We start from the raw sequence: 22,804 nt of genomic DNA on the forward strand, positions 1-22,804 counted from the left end.
GGCGATACGCGGGAGTCGATCGTTGCGCCGGCGCCGGTATCTCATCTAGCGTTGAGTTCAACAGATGATGAGTTTCCCCGGAGGTACGTGATGGACGACGCGATAGCGGTCCGCGACCTGAAGGTCGACCGGGGCGGGCGGCGGGTGCTGGACGGCATCAGCTGCACCGTCCCGCGCGGTGCCGTGACCGGGCTGCTCGGCCCCAGTGGCAGCGGCAAGACGACGCTCATGCGCGCGGTCGTCGGGGTGCAGGTGGTCACCGGGGGGACGGTCACCGTGCTGGGCCAGCCGGCCGGCTCGCCCGCGCTGCGGCACCAGGTGGGCTACCTGACCCAGGCGCCGAGCATCTACGCCGACCTGACCGTGCGGGAGAACGCCCGATACTTCGCGGCCCTGCACGGGCGGGGTCGCGCCGAGGCGGACCAGGCGATCAGCGACGTCGGGCTGGCCCGGGCGGCCGGCCAGTTGGTCGGCACCCTGTCCGGCGGCCAGCGCAGCCGGGCGTCCCTGGCCTGCGCCCTCGTCGGCGAGCCCGAGCTGGTCATCCTCGACGAGCCCACCGTCGGTCAGGACCCGGTGCTGCGGGCCGACCTGTGGGCCCGGTTCCACGCGATGGCCGCCACGGGCACCACCCTGCTGGTGTCCAGCCACGTGATGGACGAAGCGGCCCGCTGCGACCGGCTGCTGCTGATCCGGGAGGGCCGGCTGATCGCCGACGACAGCCCGGCCGCGATCCGCGCCGCCGCTGGCGTGGACGACCTCGACGAGGCGTTCCTGCGGCTGATCCGGGCCGGCGAGCCGGGTCCCGCGGAGGCGGCGGGCCCCGCCGACGCCACGGCCGGACGGGACGCGTCGTGAACGCGAGGAGAGCACCCGGCCCGCGGGTCCCGCGGCCGCGAACTGGAGGCATGTCATGAACCCGCGGATCCTGGCGGCCACCACAGGCCGCATCCTGCGCCAGCTCCGGCACGACCGGCGCACCATCGCGCTGCTCGTGGCGGTGCCGTCCGCCCTGCTCACCCTGGTCTACTTCATGTACGCCGACCAGCCGACCCCGCCCGGGCAGCCGTCGACGTTCGACCGGGTCGCGCTGGTGATGCTCGGCATCTTCCCGTTCGTGATCATGTTCCTGGTGACCAGCATCGCCATGCTCCGCGAGCGCACCTCCGGCACCCTGGAGCGACTGCTCACCACCCCGCTGGGCAAGCTCGACCTGCTCTTCGGCTACGGCATCGCGTTCGGGTTGGCCGCCGCCGCGCAGGCCGCCGTCGCCGCCGGGGTGGCGTACTGGATCTTCGACCTGGACACCGCCGGCAGCAGCGGGCTGGTGATCGGGATCGCCGTGATCGACGCCGTGCTCGGCGTCGCCCTCGGGCTGTTCTGCAGCGCCTTCGCCCGCACCGAGTTCCAGGCAGTACAGTTCCTGCCGGTCGTGGTGATCCCCCAGCTGCTGCTCTGCGGGCTGTTCGTGGCCCGCGACGAGATGGCCGGCTGGCTCCAGGCGCTCAGCGACGCCTTCCCCCTGTCGTACGCCGTCGAGGCGTTGCAGGAGGTCGGCGCCAACGCCGAGCCGACCGGGACGATGTGGCGGGACGTGGTGGTGGTGCTCGGCGCGGTGGTGCTGGCGCTGGTGCTCGCGGCGGCCACCCTGCGCCGGCGCAGCGGCTGACCGGCGGGCGAACGAAGGGCGGCGATGGCGCGGCGGACCGGCCGGCGACCCGGCAATCAGGGCACCCGCGAGGCGATCCTCGACGCGGCGCGGGCGGCGTTCGCCGAGCGCGGCTTCGACGCCGCCTCGATCCGCGCCATCGCCGGCACCGCCGGGGTGGACCCGGCGCTGGTGCACCACTACTTCGGCAGCAAGGACCAGCTCTTCCTGGCCGCGATGAACTTCCCGGTCGACCCGGGAGAGGTGGTGCCGAAGGTGCTCGCGGGCGGCCAGGACGGCATCGGCGTACGGCTGGTCCGCACCTTCCTCGGCGTCTGGGACTCGCCGGCCGGCAGCGCCGGGGTGGCCCTGCTGCGCTCCGCGGTGAGCAACGAGTGGACGGCCCGACTGCTGCGTGAGTTCATCACGACGCAGGTGCTGCGCCGGGTGATCGACCAGCTCGACGTCGAGCCGACCGAGCTGCCGCTACGCGGCTCGCTGGTCGCCACCCAGCTGATCGGGCTGGGCATGATGCGGCACGTGATCCGGCTGGAGCCGGTCGCCTCCGCCGACCCGGAGACGCTGGTCGCGGCCATCGGCCCGACCGTGCAGCGCTACCTGACCGGGCCGCTGCCGAGCTAGACCGTCAGCGCTTCCGGCGAGTGGTCAGCCCGGCGGGCGGACCTCGGCACGGTGGCGCAGCGGCGGCAGCAGCCGGACCAGATCGTCCGGGTCGGCCACCGGGCACGGGAAGGCGAGCCGGACCCGCCGCCGGGCGCCGGGGCGGCCGAGAGCGACCACCAGCCCGTAGCGGTCGATGCGCACCACCCGGGGCGGCCCGTCCGGGGTCTGCTCGGTCAACCCGAGCTGCCGGCGCAGGTACGCGGCCACCTGGCCGGCGTCGCGCTCCGTGAGGTCGGCCAGCAGCCGCGCCTCGACCGGATGCACCGGGTCCGGCTCGGCCTCGGCGTACTCCCCCGGGTCGATCCGCTGCACGACGCCGGCGCGTTCCCAGCGGACCTCGACCACCTCGAAGCGGAACAGCCGGAACCGGACGCCCCAGGTCGAGCAGGTCGCCGGTCGGCTCCACCGCGGCGAAGTCGACCGCCGCGCGGCGGGCCTCGGCGCCATGCAGCTCGGCTGCCCAGCCGGAGACCCAGGCCCGTCCCAGCCCCGGTGCGCCGGCGGCGGGCGGCAGGTCGAGCACGTCGAGCACCACCGCGACGTCGCTGCCCCCGGCGGCCGGCCGCAGCGCGGCGGCCAGGTGGCTGGCCACCGGGACCAGCAGCAGCACCCGACCGTCCGCGTCGGTCACGTGCCGGGCGTGGTGCGGGCCCGGCCGGTGGGCCAGGTGGACGAGACCGGGCAGCCGGCCGGCGACGAGGGTACGAACGATCTCGGCGGGGCTGGGCCGCATGGCGCGACCTCCTTCAGAGGTTAGGCTTACCTAACCCGGAGCGTAGAGCACCCGGCCGGCGGCGTCCAGCCATCAAGCCGCAGGTGGGTACCGCTCCGTTACCGGGTCTGCTCCAGCCAGGAGGCGTAGAGCAGGCCGTAGACCGAGTCGGCGTCGCGGACCAGCTCGTCGTGCGGGCCGCGCTGCACGACCCGCCCCCGATCCACCACGATCACCTCGTCGGCGGCCTGCGCCGTGGAGAGCCGGTGCGCGATGGCCAGGGTGGTCCGACCTCGGGTGACCGCGTCCAGAGTGCGTTGCAGGCGCACCTCGGTCGCCGGGTCCACCGCGCTGGTCGCCTCGTCCAGCACCAGCAGGTCCGGGTCGGCCACGTACGCCCGCGCCAGCGCGACCAGCTGCCGTTCCCCGACGCTGAGCGCCTCACCGCGCTCGCCGACCGGCGTGTCCAGGCCGGCCGGCAGGCCGTCCAACCAGTCCGCCAGGCCCAGCTCCGTGAAGGCGACGCTGAGCTGCTCGTCGGTCAACTCCGGCCGGGCGAACCGGACGTTGTTCCCCACCGTCGCGTCGAAGAGGAACCCGTCCTGCGGGACCATCACCACACGCGAGCGCAGCGAGTCGAACCGGACCTCCGCCAGCGGCACCCCGGACAGCAGCACGGCGCCCGCCGACGGATCCATCAACCGGGTCAGCAGCTTGGCGAAGGTGGTCTTGCCGCTGCCGGTCTCGCCGACCACCGCCACCCGGCTCTTCGCCGGGATGTCCAGGTCGATGTCGTGCAGCACCGGAGGACCGCCCGGATAGGCGAACCGCACCCCGGCGAACCTGATGTCCAGCGGCCCGCCCGGCAGCTCCCGCCCCTGCTCCCCCGGGTCAGCCACGTCCGGGGCGACGTCCAGCACGTCGAGCACCCGGCGCCAGCCCGCGATCGCGTTCTGCGCCTCGTTGAGCACCTCGGTGGCGATCTGCACCGGCTGGATGAAGAGCGTCACCAGGAAGAGGAACGCGGTCAGCTGGCCGATCGACAGCGTGCCGTCCACCCCCAGCGTCACCCCGAGCACCACCACGCCAGCCAGCGCCACCCCGGCGGCGAGCTCGCCGACCGAGCTGCCCACGATGCTGATCCGGATCGCCCGCTGCTGCGCCAGGCGCTGGCTGTCGATCGCGTCGTCCAGCCGCCGCGCGGTGCGCCCCGCGATGCCGTACGCCCGGATCACCGGCGCGCCCACCACGCTCTCGCCGATCGCGCCGAGCAGCGTGCCGGTGCGCTGACGCACCGTCGCGTACGCCGCGCCGAGGCGACGCTGCAACTGCCGGATGATGAACACCGCCGGCAGGAACGCCACCAGCACCACCAGGGTCAACTGCCAGGAGTACGCCAGCATGACGATCGTGGTGACCACCAGCTGGCCGAGGTTGACCAGCAGGATCACCCCACCCCACTGGAGGAACTGGGTGATCTGGTCGACGTCGCTGGTCACCCGCGAGACCAGCGAGCCGCGCCGCTCCGACTGCTGGTGCAGCATCGACAGGTCGTGCACGTGCCGGAACGCCCTCGTCCGCACGTTGGCCAGCGCCGTCTCACTGACCGTGAACAACCGGCGCATCATCAGGTAGCCGCAGAGCGTGGTCACCGTGAGGATCGCGGCGGTGATCACCACCACCGACCAGACCAAGTTCAGGTTCAGACCGCCGACGATGCCGCGGTCGATGCCCTGCTGCACGGCGACCGGCACGGCCACCCGGCCCACCATGTAGACCAGCGCCAGGGCCAGGGTGCCCGCCAGCCCGGTCCGCAGCTCCGGCGAGAGCGACAACCCTCGCCGCAGGGTCTGCCAGGTCGTCTCGACCCGCTCGTCCCGCTCATCAGTACTCGCCGTTGTCGTCACCGGTCCACCTCGATTTCCAGGCCCGAGGGCAGCGGCGCGACCTCGTCCTCGTACGGACGCTCCTGCGCGCGGTCGACCTCCGCCTGCTCGTAGGCGGTGACCAGGTCGGCGTAGCCGGGCACGGTGGCCAACAGCTCGCTGTGCGTGCCCCGCGCGATCACCCGCCCCTGCTCCACGTAGATGACCTCGTCGGCCAGTGCGATGGTGGCCCGGCGGTACGCCACCACCAGGATCGACGCCGCCGGCACGCCGGGCTCACCCGCCGACGAGCGCAGCCCGGCCAGGATGGCCGCCTCCACCCGGGGGTCCACCGCGCTCGTCGCGTCGTCGAGCACCAGCAGGCGCGGCCGGCCGGCCAGCGCGCGGGCCAGGGTGAGCCGCTGCCGCTGCCCGCCGGAGAGCGAGGTGCCCCGCTCACCGACCATCGTGTCCAGACCCTCCGGCAGCGCCGCGACGAACCCGTCCGCCTCGGCCAGCCGCAGTGCCGCCCAGACGTCCTCGTCGTCGATGCCCGGCCGGTCGAGGGCGATGTTGGCGCGGACCGTGTCGTCGAAGACGAACGGCACCTGGGCGACCAGGGCGACCGTGCCGGCCAGCGACGCGGCGGTCAGCTCGCGCATGTCCACGCCGTCCAGCGTGACGATGCCGGCGTCCGGGTCGACCAGGCGCACCGCCAGCGAGGCGATGGTGGACTTCCCGGCGCCGGTCGGCCCCACCAGGGCCACCGTCCGTCCGGCGGGCACCGTGAAGCCCACCTCGCCGAGCACCTGCACGCCGGGCTGGTGCGCCTCGGCCGGCGGGTAGGAGAAGTGCACGTCGGTGAAGCTGAGGGTGGCCGGGCCCGAGGTGGCCGGGTCGAGCACCCGCCGCCCGTACGGCATCTCGCCGGTGGCGTCGAGCACCCGGCGGACCCGGTCCCAGCCGGCGACGCTGCGCGGCAGCTCGGCCAGCACCCAGCCGATGGCCCGCACCGGAAAGGCCAGCACGGTGAAGAGGAAGGCCACGCTGACCAGCTCGGTGACGCTGATCGCGCCCTGGCGCAGCCGGAACGCCCCGACCACCAGCACGGCCAGGGTGCCGAGGCTGGGCAGCGTCTCCAGCAGCGGATCGAAGACGCCGCGCAGCCGGCCGACCGAGATCAGCGCGTCGCGCAGCTCACCGGCCCGGCCGGCGAATCGGGCGGTCTCCTGCGCCTCCCGGCCCATCGTCTTGACCACCAGGGCGCCGTCGAAGCTCTCGTGAGCGATGCCGCTGACCTCGGCGCGCAGCCGCTGCGCCCGGGCCTGCCTGGGCGCCATCCGGCGGGAGTAGACCACGTTGAGCGCGAACAGCGCGGGGAAGACCGCGAGGCCGACCAGGGCCAGCGCCCAGTCGGTGGCGAACAGCGAGACGATCGCGCCGACCAGCATCACCAGGGTGCCGACCGCGAAGGGCAGCGGCGCGATCGGATACCAGGCCGCCTCGACGTCCGAGTTGGCGTTGGAGAGCAGGGTGCCGGTGGCGTTGCGGTGGTGCCAGGACAGCGGCAGGTCCAGGTAGCGACGGGTGACCCGGCGGCGGTACGCGGCCTGGAGGCGGTACTGCATGTAACCGGCGCCGAGCCGGCGGCCGAAGATGCCCACCACCCGCAGCACGCTGATGCCGAACAGGGCGATCGCGGCCAGTGCCAGGCTGCCGGTGGCCACCTCGCCCCGCGCGATGGCCGGCACCACCACGTCGCCGACGACCCCGCCGACCACGTACGCGCTGACGATGACCATCGAGCCGAACAGCACGCTGCCGACCACCGCCACCGTGAAGATCCGTGGCTGCTCCCGGATCGCCTGCCGGAGAACCCCCAGCCCCCGGCCGAGCACATCCCGACTTGTCTTGCTCGCCACGCTCTCCCCCGCCGTAAGCCATCATTATCTCCCTCATCCTTACCGGTCAGGACCACCCCTGCCGACTCGGACCGCATATGTCGACCATCACGTATCCGAGGGCGACGAGATCGGTTCTGCCGACCGGGCGTCCGCCGGCGGGCGCCGACGGGCCCGTGGGCCTACGATCGGGCAATGCGGTACGCCCGAGCCGAGCGCGAGGCGCTGGCGGATCTTCTGCTGGCCCTCGGGCCGGACGCGCCGACGATCAACGAGGGCTGGGCGACCCGCGATCTCGCCGCGCACCTGGTGCTGCGGGAGCGCCGCCCGGACGCGGCCGGCGGGATTTTGCTGGCCCCGCTGCGCGGGTACGCCGAACGGGTCCGGCGCCGTCTTGCCGCCCGGCCCTACGCCGACCTGGTGGCGCAGGTGCGCCGACCACCGGTGTGGAGCCCGGTCAGCAACCCGGTGACCGACGAACTGGCCAACATGCTGGAGTTCTTCATCCACCACGAGGACGTGCGGCGGGCCGGGTCGGGGTGGCTGCCGCGCGAGCTGCCGCCCGGCCTGCAGGCCGCGCTGTGGAGGCGGGCCGCCCCGCTGGCCCGACTGGCTCTGCGCCGCTTTCCGGCGGACCTCTACGTACAGGCGCCGGGGTACGGCGAGATCTCCGTCGGCCGCGGCGGCGAGCGGCTGCGGGTGGTCGGCGCCCCGGCCGAGTTGACCCTGTTCCTTTCCGGCCGGCAGCGGGTGGCCCGCGTCCAGTTGGACGGCTCGGCGGCGTCCGCGCGACTGCTCCGCAACGCCAGCCTGGGATTGTAACTCTCTGCACCTAAACGGTCACGACCTCGCTCGTGGAAAGCATCGCGCCCAGCGACGCATAACGATCCCTGCTCCCGTACGCTTCACCGCGCCGTTCCGCGCCGGGGCGGCACGAGTGGGGGCACATTGTGCGGACTTTCGCGATCTCGGCGCTGCGGGAGCCCCCGTTTCCCGTAGGGCGCCACGAGGCCACGGATCGAGTGGCGGACGAGAGCGTCGAGTGGGCGCGCGCGTTCGGGCTGATCGATTCCAGCCATCGGGTCCATCGGCTGCAGCGGGCGGACGCCGCCGGCCTGGCCGGGCGAGCCTCCCCCGACGGGTCGGCGGACGGGCTGCGGCTGCTCACCGACCTGATCTCCTGGCTCTTCGTGATGGACGACGCCTGCGACGAGGACGGCCTCGGCGCCGACCCGGGCCGGCTGGCGCCGGCGATCGGCACCCTTCTCGACGTGCTGGACCGGTGCGGTGACCCCGACGTCGTGCCGCCGACCGCGGGGCCGCTGGGTGACGCGCTGCACGACCTGTGCCGCCGGACCCGGCTGCACGACCGCCCGACACTGCTGCTGCGGTTCGTCAGCCAGGTACGGGAGTACCTGTTGGCGCTGCTCTGGGAGGCGACCAACCGGGAGCGCCGACGGGTTCCCGAGGTCGCGGAGTACGTCCAACTGCGCCGACACATCGGCGGCGTGCACCCCTGCCTCACCTTGACCGACCTGGCGTCGGAGGAGCCGCCCGAGCCGAGCCGGCACGCCGACCCGGCGCTGGCCGCCCTGGACCTGCTGGCGGTGGACCTGGTCTGCTGGTGCAACGACCTCTTCTCCTACGGCAAGGAGAGCCGGGCCGACCCGGACGCGCACAACCTGGTGACCGTGATCGCCCAGGAGACCGGCACGGACGAACCGGGCGCGCTGCGGGCCGCGGCCGACCGGTTCAACCAGGGGCTGACGGCGTACCTGACCGCGGAGGACACGCTGCTCGCCAGCGGGGACGAGGGGTTGCGCCCGGCGCTCGCCGCCCGGCGCAACTGGATCCGGGCAACCTACGACTGGTCACTGGTGGCCGCCCGTTACGCCTGATCCGGCGTACCGGATGGCGGGACGGGGGGCCCGGACGATCACCGGGGCTAGCCGATGCCCGGCGACAGGCAATACCCTTCGGTAACCACTATGACGTGACGATCGTCACGCCACCACCCCCGAAGGCGGCTACAGCGATGGCTCTCGATGTCCCGTACCGCTCCATCCCGGACATGTTCCTCAAGCGCGTGGCGGCCACCCCCGACCGGCACGCGTTCGCTTACCCGGCCCCCGACGAGTCGGGCCCGGTCTGGCTGACCTGGGAGCAGGTCGGCCAGCGCGCCAAGGCGGTCGCCGCCGGCCTGCACGGCCTGGGCGTCGGCCAGGAGGATCCCGTCGCGATCCTCGCCAACACCCGCCTGGACTGGGTGATCGCCGACCTCGGCATCATGTGCGCCGGCGGGTCGACCACCACCGTCTACCCGACCACCGAGCCGGCGGACGCGACCTACATCATCGCCGACTCCGGCTCGAAGGTGCTCTTCGCGGAGAACCCGGCCCAGGCCGCCAAGATCGCCGGTGCCGACCTGCCCGCGCTGACCCACGTGGTGCTCCTCGACGGCGCCGCCGACGAGACCGCCGCAGTCCCCCAGCTCACCCTCGCCGATTTGGAGGAGCGGGGCGCCCGCGCGCTGGCCGCCGAGCCGGATCTGATCGACATGCTCGTGGCCGGCATCGGTCCGGAGCACCTGGCCACCCTGATCTACACCTCCGGCACCACCGGCCGGCCCAAGGGCGTCGAACTGCTGCACGGCGGCTGGTGCTGGGAGGCCGTGGCGCAGGCCGAGGTCGGGCTGCTCCGCGACGACGACCTGCAGTACCTGTGGCTGCCGCTGGCCCACTCGTTCGGCAAGACGCTGCTCTGCGGCGCCATCCACGTGGGCCTGCCCACCTACGTCGACGGGCGGGTGGACAAGCTGGTCGACCTGCTCTCGGTGATCCGGCCGACGCTGATGTGCGGCGCTCCCCGGGTGTTCGAGAAGGTCTACAACAAGGCGGTGACCACCGCGCAGGGCGCCGGCGGCGCGAAGGCGAAGATCTTCGCCTGGGGCGTCCGGGTCGGCAAGGAGAAGGTGACCCTGGAGCAGGCCGGCAAGCCGGTGCCCGCCGGGCTGAAGCTGCGCTACGGGTTGGCCGAGAAGCTGGTGTTCAGCAAGCTCCAGGCCCGCCTGGGCGGCCGGATGCGGGTCCTGGTCTCCGGCGCGGCTCCGCTCAGCCCGGAGATCGCCACCTTCTTCGCCGCCGCCAACCTGCCGATCTCCGAGGGCTACGGCCTGACCGAGACGAGCGCCGGCAACTTCGTCAACCCGCCCTCCGGGCTGCGGATCGGCACGGTGGGCCGGGCGATGGGCGACCTGGAGTGCCGGATCGACACCGACGGGGAGATCCTGGTCCGCGGCCGGCCGGTGATGCGCGGCTACCACAACCTGCCGGAGGAGACCGCCGCCGCGTTCACCGAGGACGGGTTCTTCCGCACCGGCGACATCGGCAGCCTCGACGAGCAGGGCTACCTGCGGATCACCGACCGGAAGAAGGACCTGGTCAAGACCTCGGGCGGCAAGTACATCGCGCCCTCGCACATCGAGGGGATGTTCAAGGCGATCTGCCCGTACACCTCGCAGGCGGTCGTCGTCGGGCAGGCCCGCAACTTCTGCACGATGCTGGTCACGCTGGACCCGGACGCGATCCGGGGGTGGGTGGCCGGCGGCCCGCTGGAGGGCCGCGACTACTCGGCCATCGTCACCTCGCCCGAGGCCAAGGCGATGGTCGAGGAGTACGTCGCCCAGCTCAACGCCAAGCTCAACCGCTGGGAGACGATCAAGAAGGTGGCGATCCTGCCGCGCGACCTGACCATCGAGGACGGCGAGATCACCCCGTCGTTGAAGATCAAGCGGCGCGGTGTGGAGAGCAACTTCGCCGCCGAGATCGACAAGATGTACGCCGGCACCCTCGCCGAACTCTGAGACGAGCCCTGAGCTCGACCGCCGGCGGCCCCGCACCGATCAGGTCTCGGGGCTGCCGGCGTTCACGGGTGCGCAGCCCGCCGGTGCGTCTGGCCGGCCGCCGCGACCGGTGCCGTGCACCGCTGTGTTCCGCCACCCACCCGCGCCGCCTGCTCCGGTCAGTCGCCCGGAGCCGCGCCCGCGCCGTGCTCCGCGAGGAAGGAGTCCCGCAGCTCGCGGCGGGCAGCGCCGAACAGCCGCACCTCGGCGACCACCATTCCGACGCAGACGGCGGCCAGCAGGCCCAGCGCGGCCAGCGCCGGCAGGTGGTCGGCCACCGGCAGCAGCGCCACCAGCAGCAGCATCGTCGCCACCCGAGGCCAGTTGACCGAGGCCATGTTGCGCAGCCGGAAGCCGAGGTGGCCCAGCAGGTAGAGGATCACGCCGCCGTAGAGGGCCAGCAGTCCCAGCCCGTGCAGCGGGTCGCTCAGCTCGTGCTCGGTGCCGTCCCCCACGTACGACAGCACCTTCTTGAAGCCGAGGGCGAGCAGGATGATGCCGGCCACCATGGGCAGGTGCAGGTAGGTGTAGGAGTCGCGGCCCAGCGCGGCGCGGGCGGCGCCCTCGGCCCGGTGGAGCACCCGCTCGGCGGCGATCGACACCACGTCGAAGTACGCCCACCAGAGCGCGGCGGTGACCATGATGGCCAGCACCGAGGCGACGATGATCGGCCAGGAGATGGGCAGCGCGGTGACCCCCACGCCGATGGCCACCAGCGACTCGCCGAGCGCGATGATGATGATCAGGCCGTGCCGTTCGGTCCAGTGGGCGGCGGAGAAGATCTGCCAGCCCCGCGCCCCGATCGCCATGATCCCGCCGTAGTCGACAGCGAGTGCGAGCACCCAGAGAGCCGTGCGGATCGTGTCGACCTGCTGTGGTGAGTCGGTCAGCCGCTGCGGCACCACCGCGGCGGAGAAGAGCAGCAGCGCCCCGGCGAGCATCGGCAGGGCGGCGCGGAGCAGTTGACGGCGCAGCCCGGCGTCACCACGTGCCGCGAAGTAGTAGAGCACCAGGTGCAGCACCCGGACGACCAGGTAGCAGGCGGCGAAGACCACCGGGCCGGAGAGCCCGCCGGGAAGGTCGTCGAAGGCTTCCGGGATGGTCACCGCGACCACGAACATGGTGGCCATGACGGCGAACAGCACCACCCGCACCAGGCCCTCGTCGGCCCGCACCGTGTTGCCCAGCCAGGCGTAGCAGCACCAGCACCACCAGAGCAGGGCCAGCAGCAGCAGGCCCCGCAGCAGGCCGGCACCGGTGAGGTCGTCCGCCATCAGCGCGGTTACCTGGGTGAGCGCGTAGACGAAGACCAGGTCGAAGAAGAGTTCCAGCGGGGTCACCGTGGAGCCCTCGGTCATCGCCCGCATCCGCGGCGTCCGCCGCGTCGTACCGCCAATCGTCACGGCGCACAGTCTCGCAGTCCAGGCGGACCGGCGAGGCCCCCGCGACGACGTGACGGCGATCCCAGCCGGGGCTTGCGCTCGGGGCGACGGTCTCAGGCGATGACGGCGGGCTCGCTCCATCGCTGCCGGCCGGTGCGGTCCAGGTCGTAGCGGACTGCGGCGATCCGCCCGACGGCCTCGACGAGGTCCGCGGCGGGCAGGGTGAACGGCAGCCGCAGGAAGCGCTCCAGGGTGCCGTCCAGGCCGAACCGGGGGCCGGGCGCCAGCCGGACGCCGACGTCCTCGGCGGCCCGGGCCAACGCGCTGGAGACCGGGCCGTCCAGTTCGGCCCAGAGCGTCACGCCGCCGCGTGGCACGGTGATCCGCCAGTCCGGCAGCCGGTGCGCCAGCGCGCCGAGCAGCGCGTCGCGCTGGGCGGCGAGCTGGGCGCGGCGGTCCGCGACGATGGCCTTCGCGTCGGCGAGCAGGTGCACGGCGACGAGTTGGTCCAGCACCGGGCTGGCCATGTCCACGCCGACCCGGACGGCGGCCAGCCGCTGCACCTGTGGGGCGGAGGCGCGTACCCAACCGATCCGCAGGCCACCCCAGTACGGCTTGCTCATCCCGCCGATGCTGACCACCCGGCTGTGCCGGTCGAAGGTGGCCGTCGGCGGGGGCAGCTCGGTGCCGTCCAGCGGCAGGTCCACGAAGGACTCGTCGATGACCAGGTCGGTGCCGACGGCGTGGGCGGCGGCCACCACCCGCTCGCGCAGCGACGCCGGCATCAGGTGCCCGGTCGGGTTCTGGAACTCCGGGATCAGGTAGGCCAGCTTGGGTCGGGTCTGCCGGAGGCTGCCCAGTAGCAGGTCGGACTCCCAACCGGCGTCGGCGGCCAGGCCGTGGGTGGCGATGCGAGCGCGCCGGCCGGCCAGCGCGGCGAGCGCGTTGGGGTAGGTCGGTGACTCGACCAGCACGCTGCCGCCGGGGGCCAGGGCGAGTCGCAGCACCAGGTCCAGCGCGTGCTGGGTGCCACTAGTGATCATGATCTGGTCGGCCGAGGTGGGCAGGCCCCGGGCGGCGTACCCGTCGGCCACCGCCTCGCGCAGCTCGATGATCCCGGTGGGGTGGTAGCCGGCCCCGCCCAGGTAGCGGGGCAGGTCCTCGGCGGCGGCGCGGGCGGCCGCCAGCAGTTGCGGCGGGGCGGCCAGCGCGGCGACGCCGAGGTCGATCATCTCCCGGTCGTCCAGCGGGGTCCACAGTCCGGTGCTGGCCACCCGGTGGTTACCGGGCAGCATGGTCCAGCTGCCGGCTCCCCGGCGGCTGGCCAGGTGCCCGGTCTCGCGCAGCTGCCGGTACGCGGCGGTGACCGTGGTCCGGCTGATCCGCAGCGCCTCGGCCAGTTCCCGTTCCGCCGGCAGGCGGACGCCGAGCGGCAGCCGGCCGTCGGCGAGCAGCCCGCGCACCGCGCCGGCCAGGGCGGCGTAGTCGGGGCTGCGGCGACGACCCGGTAGGGCGTGCCACTGCCCGAGCAGACGGGCCAATTGGCCGCCGCGCACCTGAGCTGTCATGGCCACTCCTCCGATATTGGCTTCTTCCTCCGGGAGGATTGGCACCTAGGGTGGCATGCATGGCACTGATTGGCAATCTGCGGCACCGGCCTGCGCGACGGCTGGCCCAGCTGTACGCCGGGCTGACCCTGTACGGGATCAGCATGGCTCTGATGATCCGCTCCGACCTGGGCCTCGACCCGTGGGACGTGTTCCACCAGGGGTTGGCCGAGCTGACCCGGCTCTCCTTCGGCACGGTCACCATCGGGGTCGGCGCGCTGGTGCTGCTGCTCTGGATTCCGCTGCGGCAACGCCCCGGCCTCGGCACGGTCAGCAACGTGGTGGTGATCGGCCTGGTGGTGGACGCCACGCTGGCCCTGCTGCCGGCCGGCGGCCCGCTCGGCGTCCGGATCGCGCTGCTGATCACCGGGATCGTCGCCAACGGCGCCGCCACCGGTCTCTATCTCGGCGCCCGGCTCGGCCCCGGCCCACGCGACGGGCTGATGACCGGTTTCGTGGCCCGCCGACCCGGCCGTTCGATCCGCCTGGTGCGCACGGTCATCGAGGTCACCGTGCTGGCGCTGGGCTGGCTGCTGGGCGGCACGGTCGGTGTGGGCACCGTGGCGTACGCGCTGGCCATCGGCCCGCTGGCGCAGCTCTTCATCCCGCTGTTCGCGGTGCCCGAACAGCACCCCGCGGCACCCGACCCACTGCCCGGCGTGCCCGACCCCTCGGCCACCGCGCCGGGAGCCGTCACGCCGGTGGCCCCGGCGGGCTGAGCGTTCACCGACGGTCCGCGCACCGGCACGCGCCGGTGGTGGAGGCGGTCGGTTGGTGGGTTGGTGTTCCCTTCCGCGACGCTCGCCGTCATCATCTCTGCATGGGGGAGAACGGTTGGCGCTGGACCGACGCCTGGATCTTCGTGTCGCTGGTGATCGCGAGCGGGGCCGGGCGGCACCGTCGGTCCGCCACCAGCCGCCGTCCGGAGGGCGTCCGCCTGGCCGACGTGCTCTCCACCGCCGATCACCTCAACCAGGCGATCCCGCAGCGGCACGAGGTGGAGGCCGCCGTCCGACGGCTGGTCGGCGCTGGTCTGGTCAGCGTCGCCGACGGCTGGTTCCGGATCACCGCCGAGGGCGAGCAGCTCTGGCGCTCCCGGCCACGCGCCGGTGTGGCGACCATGGTGGACACCGTCCAGGGCGTGCTGAGCCGCCGGCACGCGCCGGGCAGCGCCGAGTGGAACCTGGACGAGGCCGACCACGCGGCGGCTGTCCAGGAGTACGCGGTCCGCTCGATTCCCACACCCCGGCGTTCACCGGAGGGTCACTCCGGAGGGCACTGATGGGGGCTCAGCGCACCGGGTGGCCGCTGCGGCGCAGTGCGTCCTTGACCTCGGCCACGGTCAGCTCGCCGAAGTGGAAGACGCTGGCGGCGAGCACCGCGTCCGCCCCGGCACCGATGGCGGGCGCGAAGTGGGCCACCTCGCCGGCGCCACCGCTGGCCACGACCGGCACGTCCACCACCGCCCGTACCGCGCCGATCAGTGCCAGGTCGAAGCCCGCCTTGGTGCCGTCGGCGTCCATCGAGTTGAGCAGGATCTCCCCCGCGCCCAGCTCGGCCCCCCGCTGCGCCCAGTGCACCGCGTCGATCCCGGTGCCGCGCCGGCCGCCGTGCGTGGTGACCTCGAAGCCGCTGGGCGTGGTGCCGGCCGGGGCCCGGCGCACGTCGAGGGAGAGCACCAGCACCTGCCGGCCGAACCGGTCGGCGATCTCGGCGATCAGCTCCGGCCGGGCGATGGCGGCGGTGTTCACGCCGACCTTGTCCGCGCCGGCGCGGAGCAGCGTGTCGACGTCGGCGACCTGCCGGACGCCGCCGCCGACGGTCAGCGGGATGAACACCGACTCGGCGGTGCGGCGCACCACGTCGAGCATCGTGCCACGGTCGCTGGAGGACGCGGTGACGTCGAGGAAGGTCAGCTCGTCCGCGCCGGCCCGGTCGTAGGCGGCGGCCAGCTCCACCGGGTCACCGGCATCACGCAGGTCGAGGAAGTTGACCCCCTTGACCACCCGCCCGGCGTCCACGTCCAGACAGGGGATCACCCGCACCGCCACCGTCATGCCCGCCAGCCTATCCCCCTGCGACACGACGGTGGCCGGCCTGTGTGGCCGGCCACCGCGGGTGCCGTTTGGTGCTGTGCGTGTTAGGAAGGGGCCCTTCCTATACCGCAGGCGTTAACAGGGGGCCCTTCCTTACACCCGGACGAGCATCTTGCCCAGGTTGTCGCCGCGGAGCAGGCCGAGGAACGCCGCCGGGGCGTTCTCGATGCCGTCCACGATCGTCTCGTCGTAGAAGAGCCGGCCCTCGCGCAGCCAGCCGGCGACGTCACGGACGAACGCCTCGCGCACGTCCTCGTGGTCGCGGACCAGGAAGCCGCGCAGGGTGAGCCGCTTGCCGATGACCAGCGCCAGGTTGCGTGGTGCGGCCGGTGGCTCGGTGTCGTTGTACTGCGCGATCATGCCGCAGATGGCGGCCCGACCGTGCAGGTTCAGCACCGAGATCGCCGCCTCCAGGTGATCGCCGCCGACGTTGTCGAAGTAGACGTCGACGCCGTCCGGGGCGGCCGCCTTCAGCGAGTCGCGGACCGACCCGTCGTGGTAGTCGAAGGCGGCATCGAAGCCCAGCGCCCGCAGTCGCTCTACCTTGGCCGGCGAGCCGGCGCTGCCGATCACCCGGCCGGCGCCCTTGAGCTTGGCGATCTGGCCGACCAGGCTGCCGACCGCGCCGGCCGCGGCGGAGACGAAGACCGTCTCGCCGGGCTTCATCGCGGCCACCTCCAGCAGCCCGGCGTACGCGGTCAGGCCCGTCATACCCAGCACGCTGAGGTACGCGCTGACCGGTGCCAGGCTCGGGTCGACCCGGCGGGCGGCGGTGGCGTCGAGCACCGCGTACTCCCGCCAGCCCAGCCCGTGCAGCACGGTGTCGCCGATGCTGACGTCCGCTGCCTCGCTGGCCACCACCTCGCCGATCGCACCGCCGTCGAGCGGCGCGTCGAGCGCGAACGGCGGCACGTACGACTTGACGTCGTTCATCCGGCCACGCATGTACGGGTCGACCGACAGGTACTGGTTGCGGACCACGATCTGGCCCGGGCCGGGCGTCGGGACGTCGGTCTCGACGAGCCGGAAGTTCTCCTCAACGGGCCAGCCCTGGGGGCGGCTGGCCAGGTGGATCTCACGGTTGCTGGTCACGGGGTGGTCGTCCTCTCGTCGCGGTCGGGGCCTGGGTCCGCGACGTCACGCGGTCAGGGACTCGCGGACGGTCAGCGCGACGTCGATGTTGCCGCGGGTGGCGTTGGAGTACGGGCAGACCTGGTGTGCCTGCTCGACCAACTGCTCGGCGGCGTCGCGGGGCACGGCGGGCAGGTCGACGACGAGCTGCACGGTGAGCCCGAACCCGCCGCTGCCGTTCGGGCCGATGCCCACCTCGGCGGCGACGACCGAGCCGGTCACGTCGGCCTTGGCCCGGCGGGCGACCAGCCGCAGCGCGCCGTGGAAGCAGGCCGCGTAGCCGGCGGCGAAGAGCTGCTCGGGGTTCGCTGCGCCACCGGCGCCACCCATCTCCTTCGGCACGGCCAGGTCGAGCGTGAACGTGCCGTCGGAGGTCTCGACGTGGCCGTCCCGGCCGTCGCCGCTGGCCGTGGCGGATGCGGTGTAGAGCACCTGCATGATGGTCACTGCTCCTTCTGTCGTTGGATGGTGTCGGTGACCCGGGTGAGGGTGTCGCGCAGCGCGACCAGCTCGGCGATGTCGAGCCCGGTGGCCCGGGCGATCTGCAGCGGGATTTCGTCCACCTGCTGCCGCAGCGCCCGGCCCTGCTCGGTGAGGCCCACCTCGACCCGTCGCTCGTCGCGCGCCGACCGCCGCCGCACCACCAGGCCCGCCCCCTCCAGCCGCTTGAGCAGCGGCGAGAGCGTGCCGGAGTCCAGCCGCAGCTCGGCGCCCAGCTCGGAGACCGTGGGGGCGTCGTCGGGGCGCTCCCAGAGCACCAGCAGCACCAGGTACTGCGGGTAGGTCAGGCCGAACCGGTCGAGGATCGGCCGGTAGACGTCGGTCAGGGCGCGCGACGCGGCGTAGAGCGCGAAGCACACCTGCCGGCGCAGCACCAGGTCATCGGTCACCGCTGAACCGTAGCCCACAATTAAGTTGTGCACAACCGATCTGGTCGCGGTGCGGTCGTGACCACGGTCCGAGCCGGGTGGCTGTTACACCTCGGCCAGCGTCCGCAGCGCCTCGGCCACCGTGAAGGCGCCCGCGTAGAGCGCCTTGCCCGCGATCACACCCTCCACCCCGAGCGGCTCCAGGGTCGCCAGCGCCCGCAGATCGTCCAGTGTGGACACACCGCCGGACGCGATCACCGGAGCGTCGGTGTGGCCGCACACCTCGCGCAGCAGGTCCAGGTTCGGCCCGCGCATGGTGCCGTCCTTGGTGATGTCGGTGACCACGTACCGGCTGGCGCCCGCCTTGTCCAGCCGCTCCAGCACCTCGTACAGGTCACCGCCGTCACGGGTCCAGCCACGCGCCGAGAGGGTACGACCACGCACGTCCAGCCCGATGGCGACCCGGTCGCCGTACTCCCCGACCACCCGGTCGCACCAGACCGGGTCCTCCAGGGCCGCGGTGCCAATGTTCACCCGGGCCGCCCCGGTGCCCAACGCCGCACGTAGCGACTCATCGTCCCGGATGCCGCCGGAGAGCTCCACCTGCACGTCGAGCTGGCGCACCACCTCGGCGAGCAGGTGCGCGTTGGTGCCCCGTCCGAACGCCGCGTCCAGATCCACCAGGTGGATCCACTCTGCGCCGTCGCGCTGCCAGGCCAGTGCGGCGTCGAGCGGGTCGCCGTAGATGCTCTCGCTACCGACGGCGCCCTGCACGAGCCGGACGGCCCGGCCGTCGGCGACATCCACGGCGGGTAACAGGGTGAGGCTCACGTCTTCTCCTCGATCAGGTACGGCGGTCCAGGGCGATCACCACGACCGCCGGCAGTACGAGCAGCAACAGCACGATCAGCGCGATGCGCAGCGCCAGATCGTCGACGAACGTCCAGATCAGGATCAGCGCCGCCCCGGTGAGCAGCACGATAGCGGCACGCTCGCCCCGGGTGTGCCGGGCCAACCGACCGGACCGGCCCCGCCGCAGCTGCGGCGTCAACCGGCGAACCACCGCCCGGCGACGCTGCCGGCGGGCCACCCGGCGCTGCCGGACCGCCCGCTCCCGGGCCTGCTCGGCCTCGCGTTCCGCCCGGCGGCGCGCCCGTTCCCGGCTCACCGCGACCCCCGCCGGGCGAGCGCCGGGCGGCGACGACGCTCAGCCACCACTGGGCAGCGTGGCGAGCCAGTTACGCAGCAGCGCGGCACCGGTGTCGGCGGACTTCTCCGGATGGAACTGTGCCGCCGAGAGCGGACCACGCTCCACCGCGGCGACGAAATCGGTGTCGTGGTGGGCCGTGGTCACCGTGGCGCCGGTCGCGGCCAGCGCCGCCGGGTCACCCATCGCGTACGAGTGGACGAAGTAGAACCTGCTCTGCGCCGGCATGCCCGCGAAGAGCACCGAGTCCCGGGGCGCCCGGACCGTGTTCCAGCCCATGTGTGGCAGCCGGGTCGCGGCCAGCCGGGTCACCCCGCCCGGCAGCAGACCGAGCCCCTTGGTCACCACACCGTGTTCGTCCCCGTGCTCGAAGAGCACCTGCATGCCCACGCAGATGCCGAGCACCGGTCGGTCGGCGGCCACCCGCTCGGCGATCACCGGGCCGGCGCCGAGCGCCTCGATCCCGGCCATGCACGCCGCGAAGGCGCCCACCCCCGGCACCACCAGACCGTCGGCCGCGGCCGCGGCCGCGAGGTCGTCGGTCACCCGCACGTCCGCGCCGGCGGCGGCCAGCGCCCGCTCCGCGGAACGCAGGTTGCCCGAGCCGTAGTCGAGCACCACGACGCCGGTCATGAGCCCGAGTCCGGGAGCAGCCAGAGCACCCCGCCAGCGGTGGCCAACACGGCCAGGAGCGCGGTGACCACCACCGCGGCCTGCGGCGCGCCCTGCCGGTACAGCGACCACACCCCGCCCACCAGCACCCCGGCCAGGATCAGCAACAGCGTCGGCAACACGCGCATCAGAGAGCGCCCTTCGTGCTCGGGATCGCGCCCGCCGCCCGCGGGTCGATCGCGGTGGCCTCGCGCAGCGCCCGGGAGACCGCCTTGAACTGCGCCTCCACCACGTGGTGCGCGTCCGGGTTGCCGCCCGGCAGGGACGCCCGCAGCACGTCGACGTGCAGGGTGATCCGGGCCGCCTGGCCGAAGGACTCCCAGATGTGCCGGGTCATGCTGGTCGGGTACACCGGGCCGATGTACGGCGCCAGCGCCGGCTCGTCGTGCACCACGTACGGCCGGCCGGACAGGTCCACGGCGGCCCGGACCAGCACCTCGTCCATCGGGACGGTCGCCGAGCCGTACCGCCGGATGCCGGCCTTGTCGCCCAGCGCCTGGTCGAACGCGGCGCCCAGGGCGAGCGCGGTGTCCTCCATGGTGTGGTGCGCGTCGATCTCCAGGTCGCCGACGGTGCGCACGGTCAGGTCGTAGCCGCCGTGCCGGGCGATCTGGTGCAGCATGTGGTCGTAGAAACCGACCCCGGTGCTGATCTCGGCCGTGCCGGTGCCGTCGAGGTCGATCTCGACGAGGACCTTGGTCTCCTTGGTGATCCGCTCCACCCGGGCGGTCCGGCTCATCAGAATGTCTCCATCGCAGAAAGGAAGGCGTCGGTCTCGGCGGGGGTGCCGGCGGTGACCCGCAGCCAGCCGGGCAGGCCGACGTCGCGGACGAGCACCCCCTGCGCCAGCAGTGCGCGCCAGGCGGCGCCCTGGTCGCCGCCCACCTCGAAGAGCACGAAGTTGGCGTCGCTGTCGGCCACCCGCAGCCCCCGACCACGCAGCGTCGCCACGATCCGGTCCCGCTGCGCCATGATCGCGCTCACCGTACCGAGCAGGGCGTCCCGGTGGGCCAGTGCCGCGCGGGCGGCGGCCTGGGTCAGCACGGAGAGGTGGTACGGCAGCCGGACCAGTTGCACCGCCTGCACCACCGCCGCGTCGGCCGCCAGGTAGCCCAGTCGTCCGCCGGCGAAGCCGAACGCCTTGCTCATCGTCCGGGTCACCACCAGCCGCGGGTGCCCCGGCAGCACGGCCAACGCGCTGACCGTGCCGGGCCGGGCGAACTCGGCGTACGCCTCGTCGACCACCACCATGCCGGGCGCGACGTCCAGCACGGCGGCGATGACCGCCGGGGCCAGCGCGGTGCCGGTGGGGTTGTTCGGCGAGCAGAGGAAGACCACGTCGGGCCGGTGCTCACGGACCTGGGCCACCGCCTCGTCGGCGGTCAACCCGAAGTCGACGCCGCGCCGGGCCGGCACCCACCGGGTGCCGGTGCCGAGGGCCAGCAGCGGGTGCATCGAGTACGCCGGCACGAAGCCGAGCGCGCTGCGGCCCGGACCGCCGAACGCCTGGAGCAGCTGCTGCTGGATCTCGTTGGAGCCGTTGGCCGCCCACACCTGCTCGACGGTGAGCCCGTGCCCGAGGTACCCGGCCAGGTCGGCGCGGAGCGCCACCGCGTCCCGGTCCGGGTAGCGGTTCAGGTCGCGCAGCTCGGCCGCGAGCGCCTTGCCGATCGCGTCGGCCACCGGCTCCGGCACCGGGTAGGAGTTCTCGTTCGTGTTCAACCGCACCGGCACGTCCAGCTGCGGCGCGCCGTACGGCGACAGCCCGCGCAGGTCGTCGCGGATCGGCAGGTCGTCGAGTGAGCTCACGCCGACCCCCCGGGGAAGCGGGCCCGGACGGCCTGGCCGTGCGCGGGCAGGTCCTCCACGGTGGCCAGGGTGACCACGTGCGGGGCCACCTCGCGCAGCGCGGCCTGGGTGTACTCGATCAGGTGCACGCCGCGCAGGAAGGACTGCACGGACAGCCCCGACGAGTGCCGGGCGCAGCCGCCGGTGGGCAGCACGTGGTTGGAGCCGGCGCAGTAGTCGCCGAGCGACACCGGCGACCAGGCACCCACGAAGATCGCTCCGGCGTTGCGTACCCGCAGCGCCCACTCGCGGGCGTCGACCGTCTGGATCTCCAGGTGCTCGGCCGCGTACGCGTCGACCACCCGCAGCCCGGCCTCGAGGTCGTCGACCAGGACCACGCCGCTCTGCTCGCCGGTCAGCGCCGTGGTGACCCGCTCGGTGTGCTTGGTCGCCGGCACCTGCCGGGCCAGCTCCCGCTCGACCGCCTCGACCAGCGCCACCGACGGCGTGACCAGCACGCTCGCGGCGAGCGGGTCGTGCTCGGCCTGGCTGATCAGGTCGGCGGCCACGTGCGCCGGGTCGGCGGTGTCGTCGGCCAGGATGGCGATCTCGGTCGGACCGGCCTCGGCGTCGATGCCGACGACGCCCCGCAGCAGCCGCTTGGCGGCGGTCACCCAGATGTTGCCCGGGCCGGTGACCAGATCGACCGGCTCGCAGCGCGCGTCGCCCGCCGGATCCACCGCCGCCCCGTACGCCAGCATCGCCACCGCCTGGGCGCCGCCCACGGCGTAGACCTCGTCGACGCCGAGCAGCGCGCACGCGGCGAGCACCCGGGGGTCGGGCAGGCCGCCGTTGTCCTTCTGCGGTGGGCTGACCACCACCAGCGAGCGCACCCCGGCCGCCTGGGCCGGCACCACGTTCATCACGACGGTCGACGGGTACATGGCCAGCCCACCGGGGACGTAGAGCCCGACCCGGTCGACCGGCAGCCACCGCTCGGTGACCGTGCCGCCGGGCACCACCTGGGTGGTGTGCTCGGTACGCCGCTGGTCGGCGTGCACCCGGCGGGCGCGGCTGATCGACTCCAGCAGCGCGGCGCGCACGTCCGGGTCGAGCACCCCCTCGGCCTCGGCGATCGCCTCGACCGGCACCCGCAGCACCTCCGGGGAGACGCCGTCGAACCGCTCACTGGCCTCCCGGATCGCCGGGTACCCATGCTCCCGGACCGCCTCCACGAGCGGCCGGATCCGCTCGACGGCAACCGACACGTCGAGCTGGGCACGGGGCAGCAGGCGGCGCGGGTCACCGAGACCATTGCGCAGGTCGATCCGATTCAGCACC

23 protein-coding genes and 1 pseudogene are annotated in these 22,804 nt (G+C 73.4%); 8 read left to right on the forward strand and 16 right to left on the reverse strand.

The features are described 5' to 3' along the window. Positions 1 to 90 precede the first annotated feature (90 nt). Genes ACWD6N_RS17255 through ACWD6N_RS17265 form a run of 3 tightly spaced genes read left to right on the forward strand, consistent with a single transcriptional unit; the run spans position 91 to position 2,290 of the window. The gene (locus ACWD6N_RS17255; protein WP_354964964.1) at positions 91 to 858 is read left to right on the forward strand and encodes an ABC transporter ATP-binding protein; all 768 of its coding nucleotides are present in this window, start codon (positions 91 to 93) and stop codon (positions 856 to 858) included. Positions 859 to 913: 55 nt separating this feature from the next. Further along, positions 914 to 1,669, forward strand: coding sequence for an ABC transporter permease (locus ACWD6N_RS17260; RefSeq protein ID WP_354964965.1), 756 nt, complete (start codon positions 914 to 916; stop codon positions 1,667 to 1,669). Positions 1,670 to 1,693: 24 nt separating this feature from the next. After that, complete coding sequence (locus tag ACWD6N_RS17265) at positions 1,694 to 2,290, forward strand: TetR/AcrR family transcriptional regulator (RefSeq protein ID WP_354964966.1); 597 nt, start codon at positions 1,694 to 1,696, stop codon at positions 2,288 to 2,290. A gap of 24 nt (positions 2,291 to 2,314) precedes the next feature. Here ACWD6N_RS17265 and ACWD6N_RS17270 read toward each other — a convergent pair. The 3 genes and pseudogenes from ACWD6N_RS17270 to ACWD6N_RS17280 all read right to left on the reverse strand — a co-directional run bounded on the left by ACWD6N_RS17270 (position 2,315) and on the right by ACWD6N_RS17280 (position 6,831). After that, a pseudogene (locus ACWD6N_RS17270) lies at positions 2,315 to 3,065 on the reverse strand (DUF2470 domain-containing protein). Between the two features lie 98 nt (positions 3,066 to 3,163). Further along, a complete protein-coding gene (locus ACWD6N_RS17275; protein WP_354964967.1) occupies positions 3,164 to 4,951 on the reverse strand; it encodes an ABC transporter ATP-binding protein in 1,788 nt (595 codons plus the stop codon). Then, positions 4,948 to 6,831 (reverse strand): ABC transporter ATP-binding protein, encoded by a 1,884-nt coding sequence (locus ACWD6N_RS17280; RefSeq protein ID WP_354964968.1) that lies wholly within the window; start codon positions 6,829 to 6,831, stop codon positions 4,948 to 4,950. Before ACWD6N_RS17280 ends, ACWD6N_RS17275 begins: the two co-directional genes overlap by 4 nt. A gap of 174 nt (positions 6,832 to 7,005) precedes the next feature. Here ACWD6N_RS17280 and ACWD6N_RS17285 point away from each other — a divergent pair, with 174 nt between their 5' ends. The 3 genes from ACWD6N_RS17285 to ACWD6N_RS17295 all read left to right on the forward strand — a co-directional run bounded on the left by ACWD6N_RS17285 (position 7,006) and on the right by ACWD6N_RS17295 (position 10,672). Beyond that, positions 7,006 to 7,632, forward strand: coding sequence for a TIGR03085 family metal-binding protein (locus tag ACWD6N_RS17285; protein ID WP_354964969.1), 627 nt, complete (start codon positions 7,006 to 7,008; stop codon positions 7,630 to 7,632). Positions 7,633 to 7,832: 200 nt separating this feature from the next. After that, on the forward strand, positions 7,833 to 8,708 hold the full coding sequence (locus ACWD6N_RS17290) for a terpene synthase family protein (RefSeq protein WP_354964970.1): 876 nt from the start codon (positions 7,833 to 7,835) through the stop codon (positions 8,706 to 8,708). Between the two features lie 137 nt (positions 8,709 to 8,845). Beyond that, positions 8,846 to 10,672: an AMP-dependent synthetase/ligase gene (locus ACWD6N_RS17295; protein WP_354964971.1), complete on the forward strand. Its 1,827-nt coding sequence runs from the start codon at positions 8,846 to 8,848 to the stop codon at positions 10,670 to 10,672. 158 nt (positions 10,673 to 10,830) lie between these two features. On the opposite strand, the gene ACWD6N_RS17300 is transcribed toward ACWD6N_RS17295, so the two are convergent. Continuing rightward, positions 10,831 to 12,069, reverse strand: a complete 1,239-nt coding sequence (locus ACWD6N_RS17300; RefSeq protein ID WP_354964972.1) for a low temperature requirement protein A — start codon at positions 12,067 to 12,069, stop codon at positions 10,831 to 10,833. Between the two features lie 137 nt (positions 12,070 to 12,206). Further along, the gene (yczR, locus tag ACWD6N_RS17305) at positions 12,207 to 13,661 is read right to left on the reverse strand and encodes a MocR-like transcription factor YczR (protein WP_354964973.1); all 1,455 of its coding nucleotides are present in this window, start codon (positions 13,659 to 13,661) and stop codon (positions 12,207 to 12,209) included. A 59-nt stretch (positions 13,662 to 13,720) separates the two neighbouring features. On the opposite strand from yczR, the gene yczE reads away from it, so the two are divergent. Both yczE and ACWD6N_RS17315 read left to right on the forward strand, forming a co-directional pair. Further along, positions 13,721 to 14,419 (forward strand): membrane protein YczE, encoded by a 699-nt coding sequence (gene yczE / locus ACWD6N_RS17310; protein WP_354964974.1) that lies wholly within the window; start codon positions 13,721 to 13,723, stop codon positions 14,417 to 14,419. A 101-nt stretch (positions 14,420 to 14,520) separates the two neighbouring features. Continuing rightward, positions 14,521 to 14,982 (forward strand): hypothetical protein, encoded by a 462-nt coding sequence (locus ACWD6N_RS17315; protein ID WP_089019770.1) that lies wholly within the window; start codon positions 14,521 to 14,523, stop codon positions 14,980 to 14,982. Positions 14,983 to 14,989: 7 nt separating this feature from the next. Here the strand turns inward: ACWD6N_RS17315 and hisF are convergent, their stop codons facing one another. The 11 genes from hisF to hisD all read right to left on the reverse strand — a co-directional run bounded on the left by hisF (position 14,990) and on the right by hisD (position 22,803). Then, on the reverse strand, positions 14,990 to 15,757 hold the full coding sequence (hisF, locus tag ACWD6N_RS17320; RefSeq protein WP_354964975.1) for an imidazole glycerol phosphate synthase subunit HisF: 768 nt from the start codon (positions 15,755 to 15,757) through the stop codon (positions 14,990 to 14,992). A 132-nt stretch (positions 15,758 to 15,889) separates the two neighbouring features. Continuing rightward, positions 15,890 to 16,888, reverse strand: a complete 999-nt coding sequence (locus tag ACWD6N_RS17325; protein ID WP_354964976.1) for an NADP-dependent oxidoreductase — start codon at positions 16,886 to 16,888, stop codon at positions 15,890 to 15,892. A 45-nt stretch (positions 16,889 to 16,933) separates the two neighbouring features. Beyond that, a complete protein-coding gene (locus ACWD6N_RS17330; protein WP_354965122.1) occupies positions 16,934 to 17,365 on the reverse strand; it encodes an organic hydroperoxide resistance protein in 432 nt (143 codons plus the stop codon). Positions 17,366 to 17,370: 5 nt separating this feature from the next. Next, positions 17,371 to 17,817, reverse strand: a complete 447-nt coding sequence (locus tag ACWD6N_RS17335) for a MarR family winged helix-turn-helix transcriptional regulator (protein WP_354964977.1) — start codon at positions 17,815 to 17,817, stop codon at positions 17,371 to 17,373. An 84-nt stretch (positions 17,818 to 17,901) separates the two neighbouring features. Beyond that, the gene (priA, locus tag ACWD6N_RS17340; RefSeq protein ID WP_354964978.1) at positions 17,902 to 18,627 is read right to left on the reverse strand and encodes a bifunctional 1-(5-phosphoribosyl)-5-((5-phosphoribosylamino)methylideneamino)imidazole-4-carboxamide isomerase/phosphoribosylanthranilate isomerase PriA; all 726 of its coding nucleotides are present in this window, start codon (positions 18,625 to 18,627) and stop codon (positions 17,902 to 17,904) included. Positions 18,628 to 18,640: 13 nt separating this feature from the next. Next, positions 18,641 to 18,964 carry a hypothetical protein gene (locus ACWD6N_RS17345; protein WP_089019766.1) on the reverse strand — a complete coding sequence of 108 codons (324 nt, stop codon included), beginning with the start codon at positions 18,962 to 18,964 and terminating at the stop codon, positions 18,641 to 18,643. A gap of 39 nt (positions 18,965 to 19,003) precedes the next feature. Further along, positions 19,004 to 19,636 (reverse strand): imidazole glycerol phosphate synthase subunit HisH, encoded by a 633-nt coding sequence (hisH, locus tag ACWD6N_RS17350; RefSeq protein WP_354964979.1) that lies wholly within the window; start codon positions 19,634 to 19,636, stop codon positions 19,004 to 19,006. Then, positions 19,633 to 19,803 carry a hypothetical protein gene (locus tag ACWD6N_RS17355; RefSeq protein ID WP_354964980.1) on the reverse strand — a complete coding sequence of 57 codons (171 nt, stop codon included), beginning with the start codon at positions 19,801 to 19,803 and terminating at the stop codon, positions 19,633 to 19,635. The genes hisH and ACWD6N_RS17355 overlap by 4 nt, the downstream gene beginning before the upstream one ends. Further along, a complete protein-coding gene (gene hisB / locus ACWD6N_RS17360; RefSeq protein ID WP_354964981.1) occupies positions 19,803 to 20,414 on the reverse strand; it encodes an imidazoleglycerol-phosphate dehydratase HisB in 612 nt (203 codons plus the stop codon). The genes ACWD6N_RS17355 and hisB overlap by 1 nt, the downstream gene beginning before the upstream one ends. Further along, positions 20,414 to 21,484 carry a histidinol-phosphate transaminase gene (locus ACWD6N_RS17365; RefSeq protein ID WP_354964982.1) on the reverse strand — a complete coding sequence of 357 codons (1,071 nt, stop codon included), beginning with the start codon at positions 21,482 to 21,484 and terminating at the stop codon, positions 20,414 to 20,416. Before ACWD6N_RS17365 ends, hisB begins: the two co-directional genes overlap by 1 nt. Continuing rightward, complete coding sequence (hisD, locus tag ACWD6N_RS17370) at positions 21,481 to 22,803, reverse strand: histidinol dehydrogenase (RefSeq protein WP_354964983.1); 1,323 nt, start codon at positions 22,801 to 22,803, stop codon at positions 21,481 to 21,483. Before hisD ends, ACWD6N_RS17365 begins: the two co-directional genes overlap by 4 nt. Position 22,804 lies beyond the last annotated feature (1 nt).

The organism is Micromonospora sp. NPDC005163 (assembly GCF_053599835.1).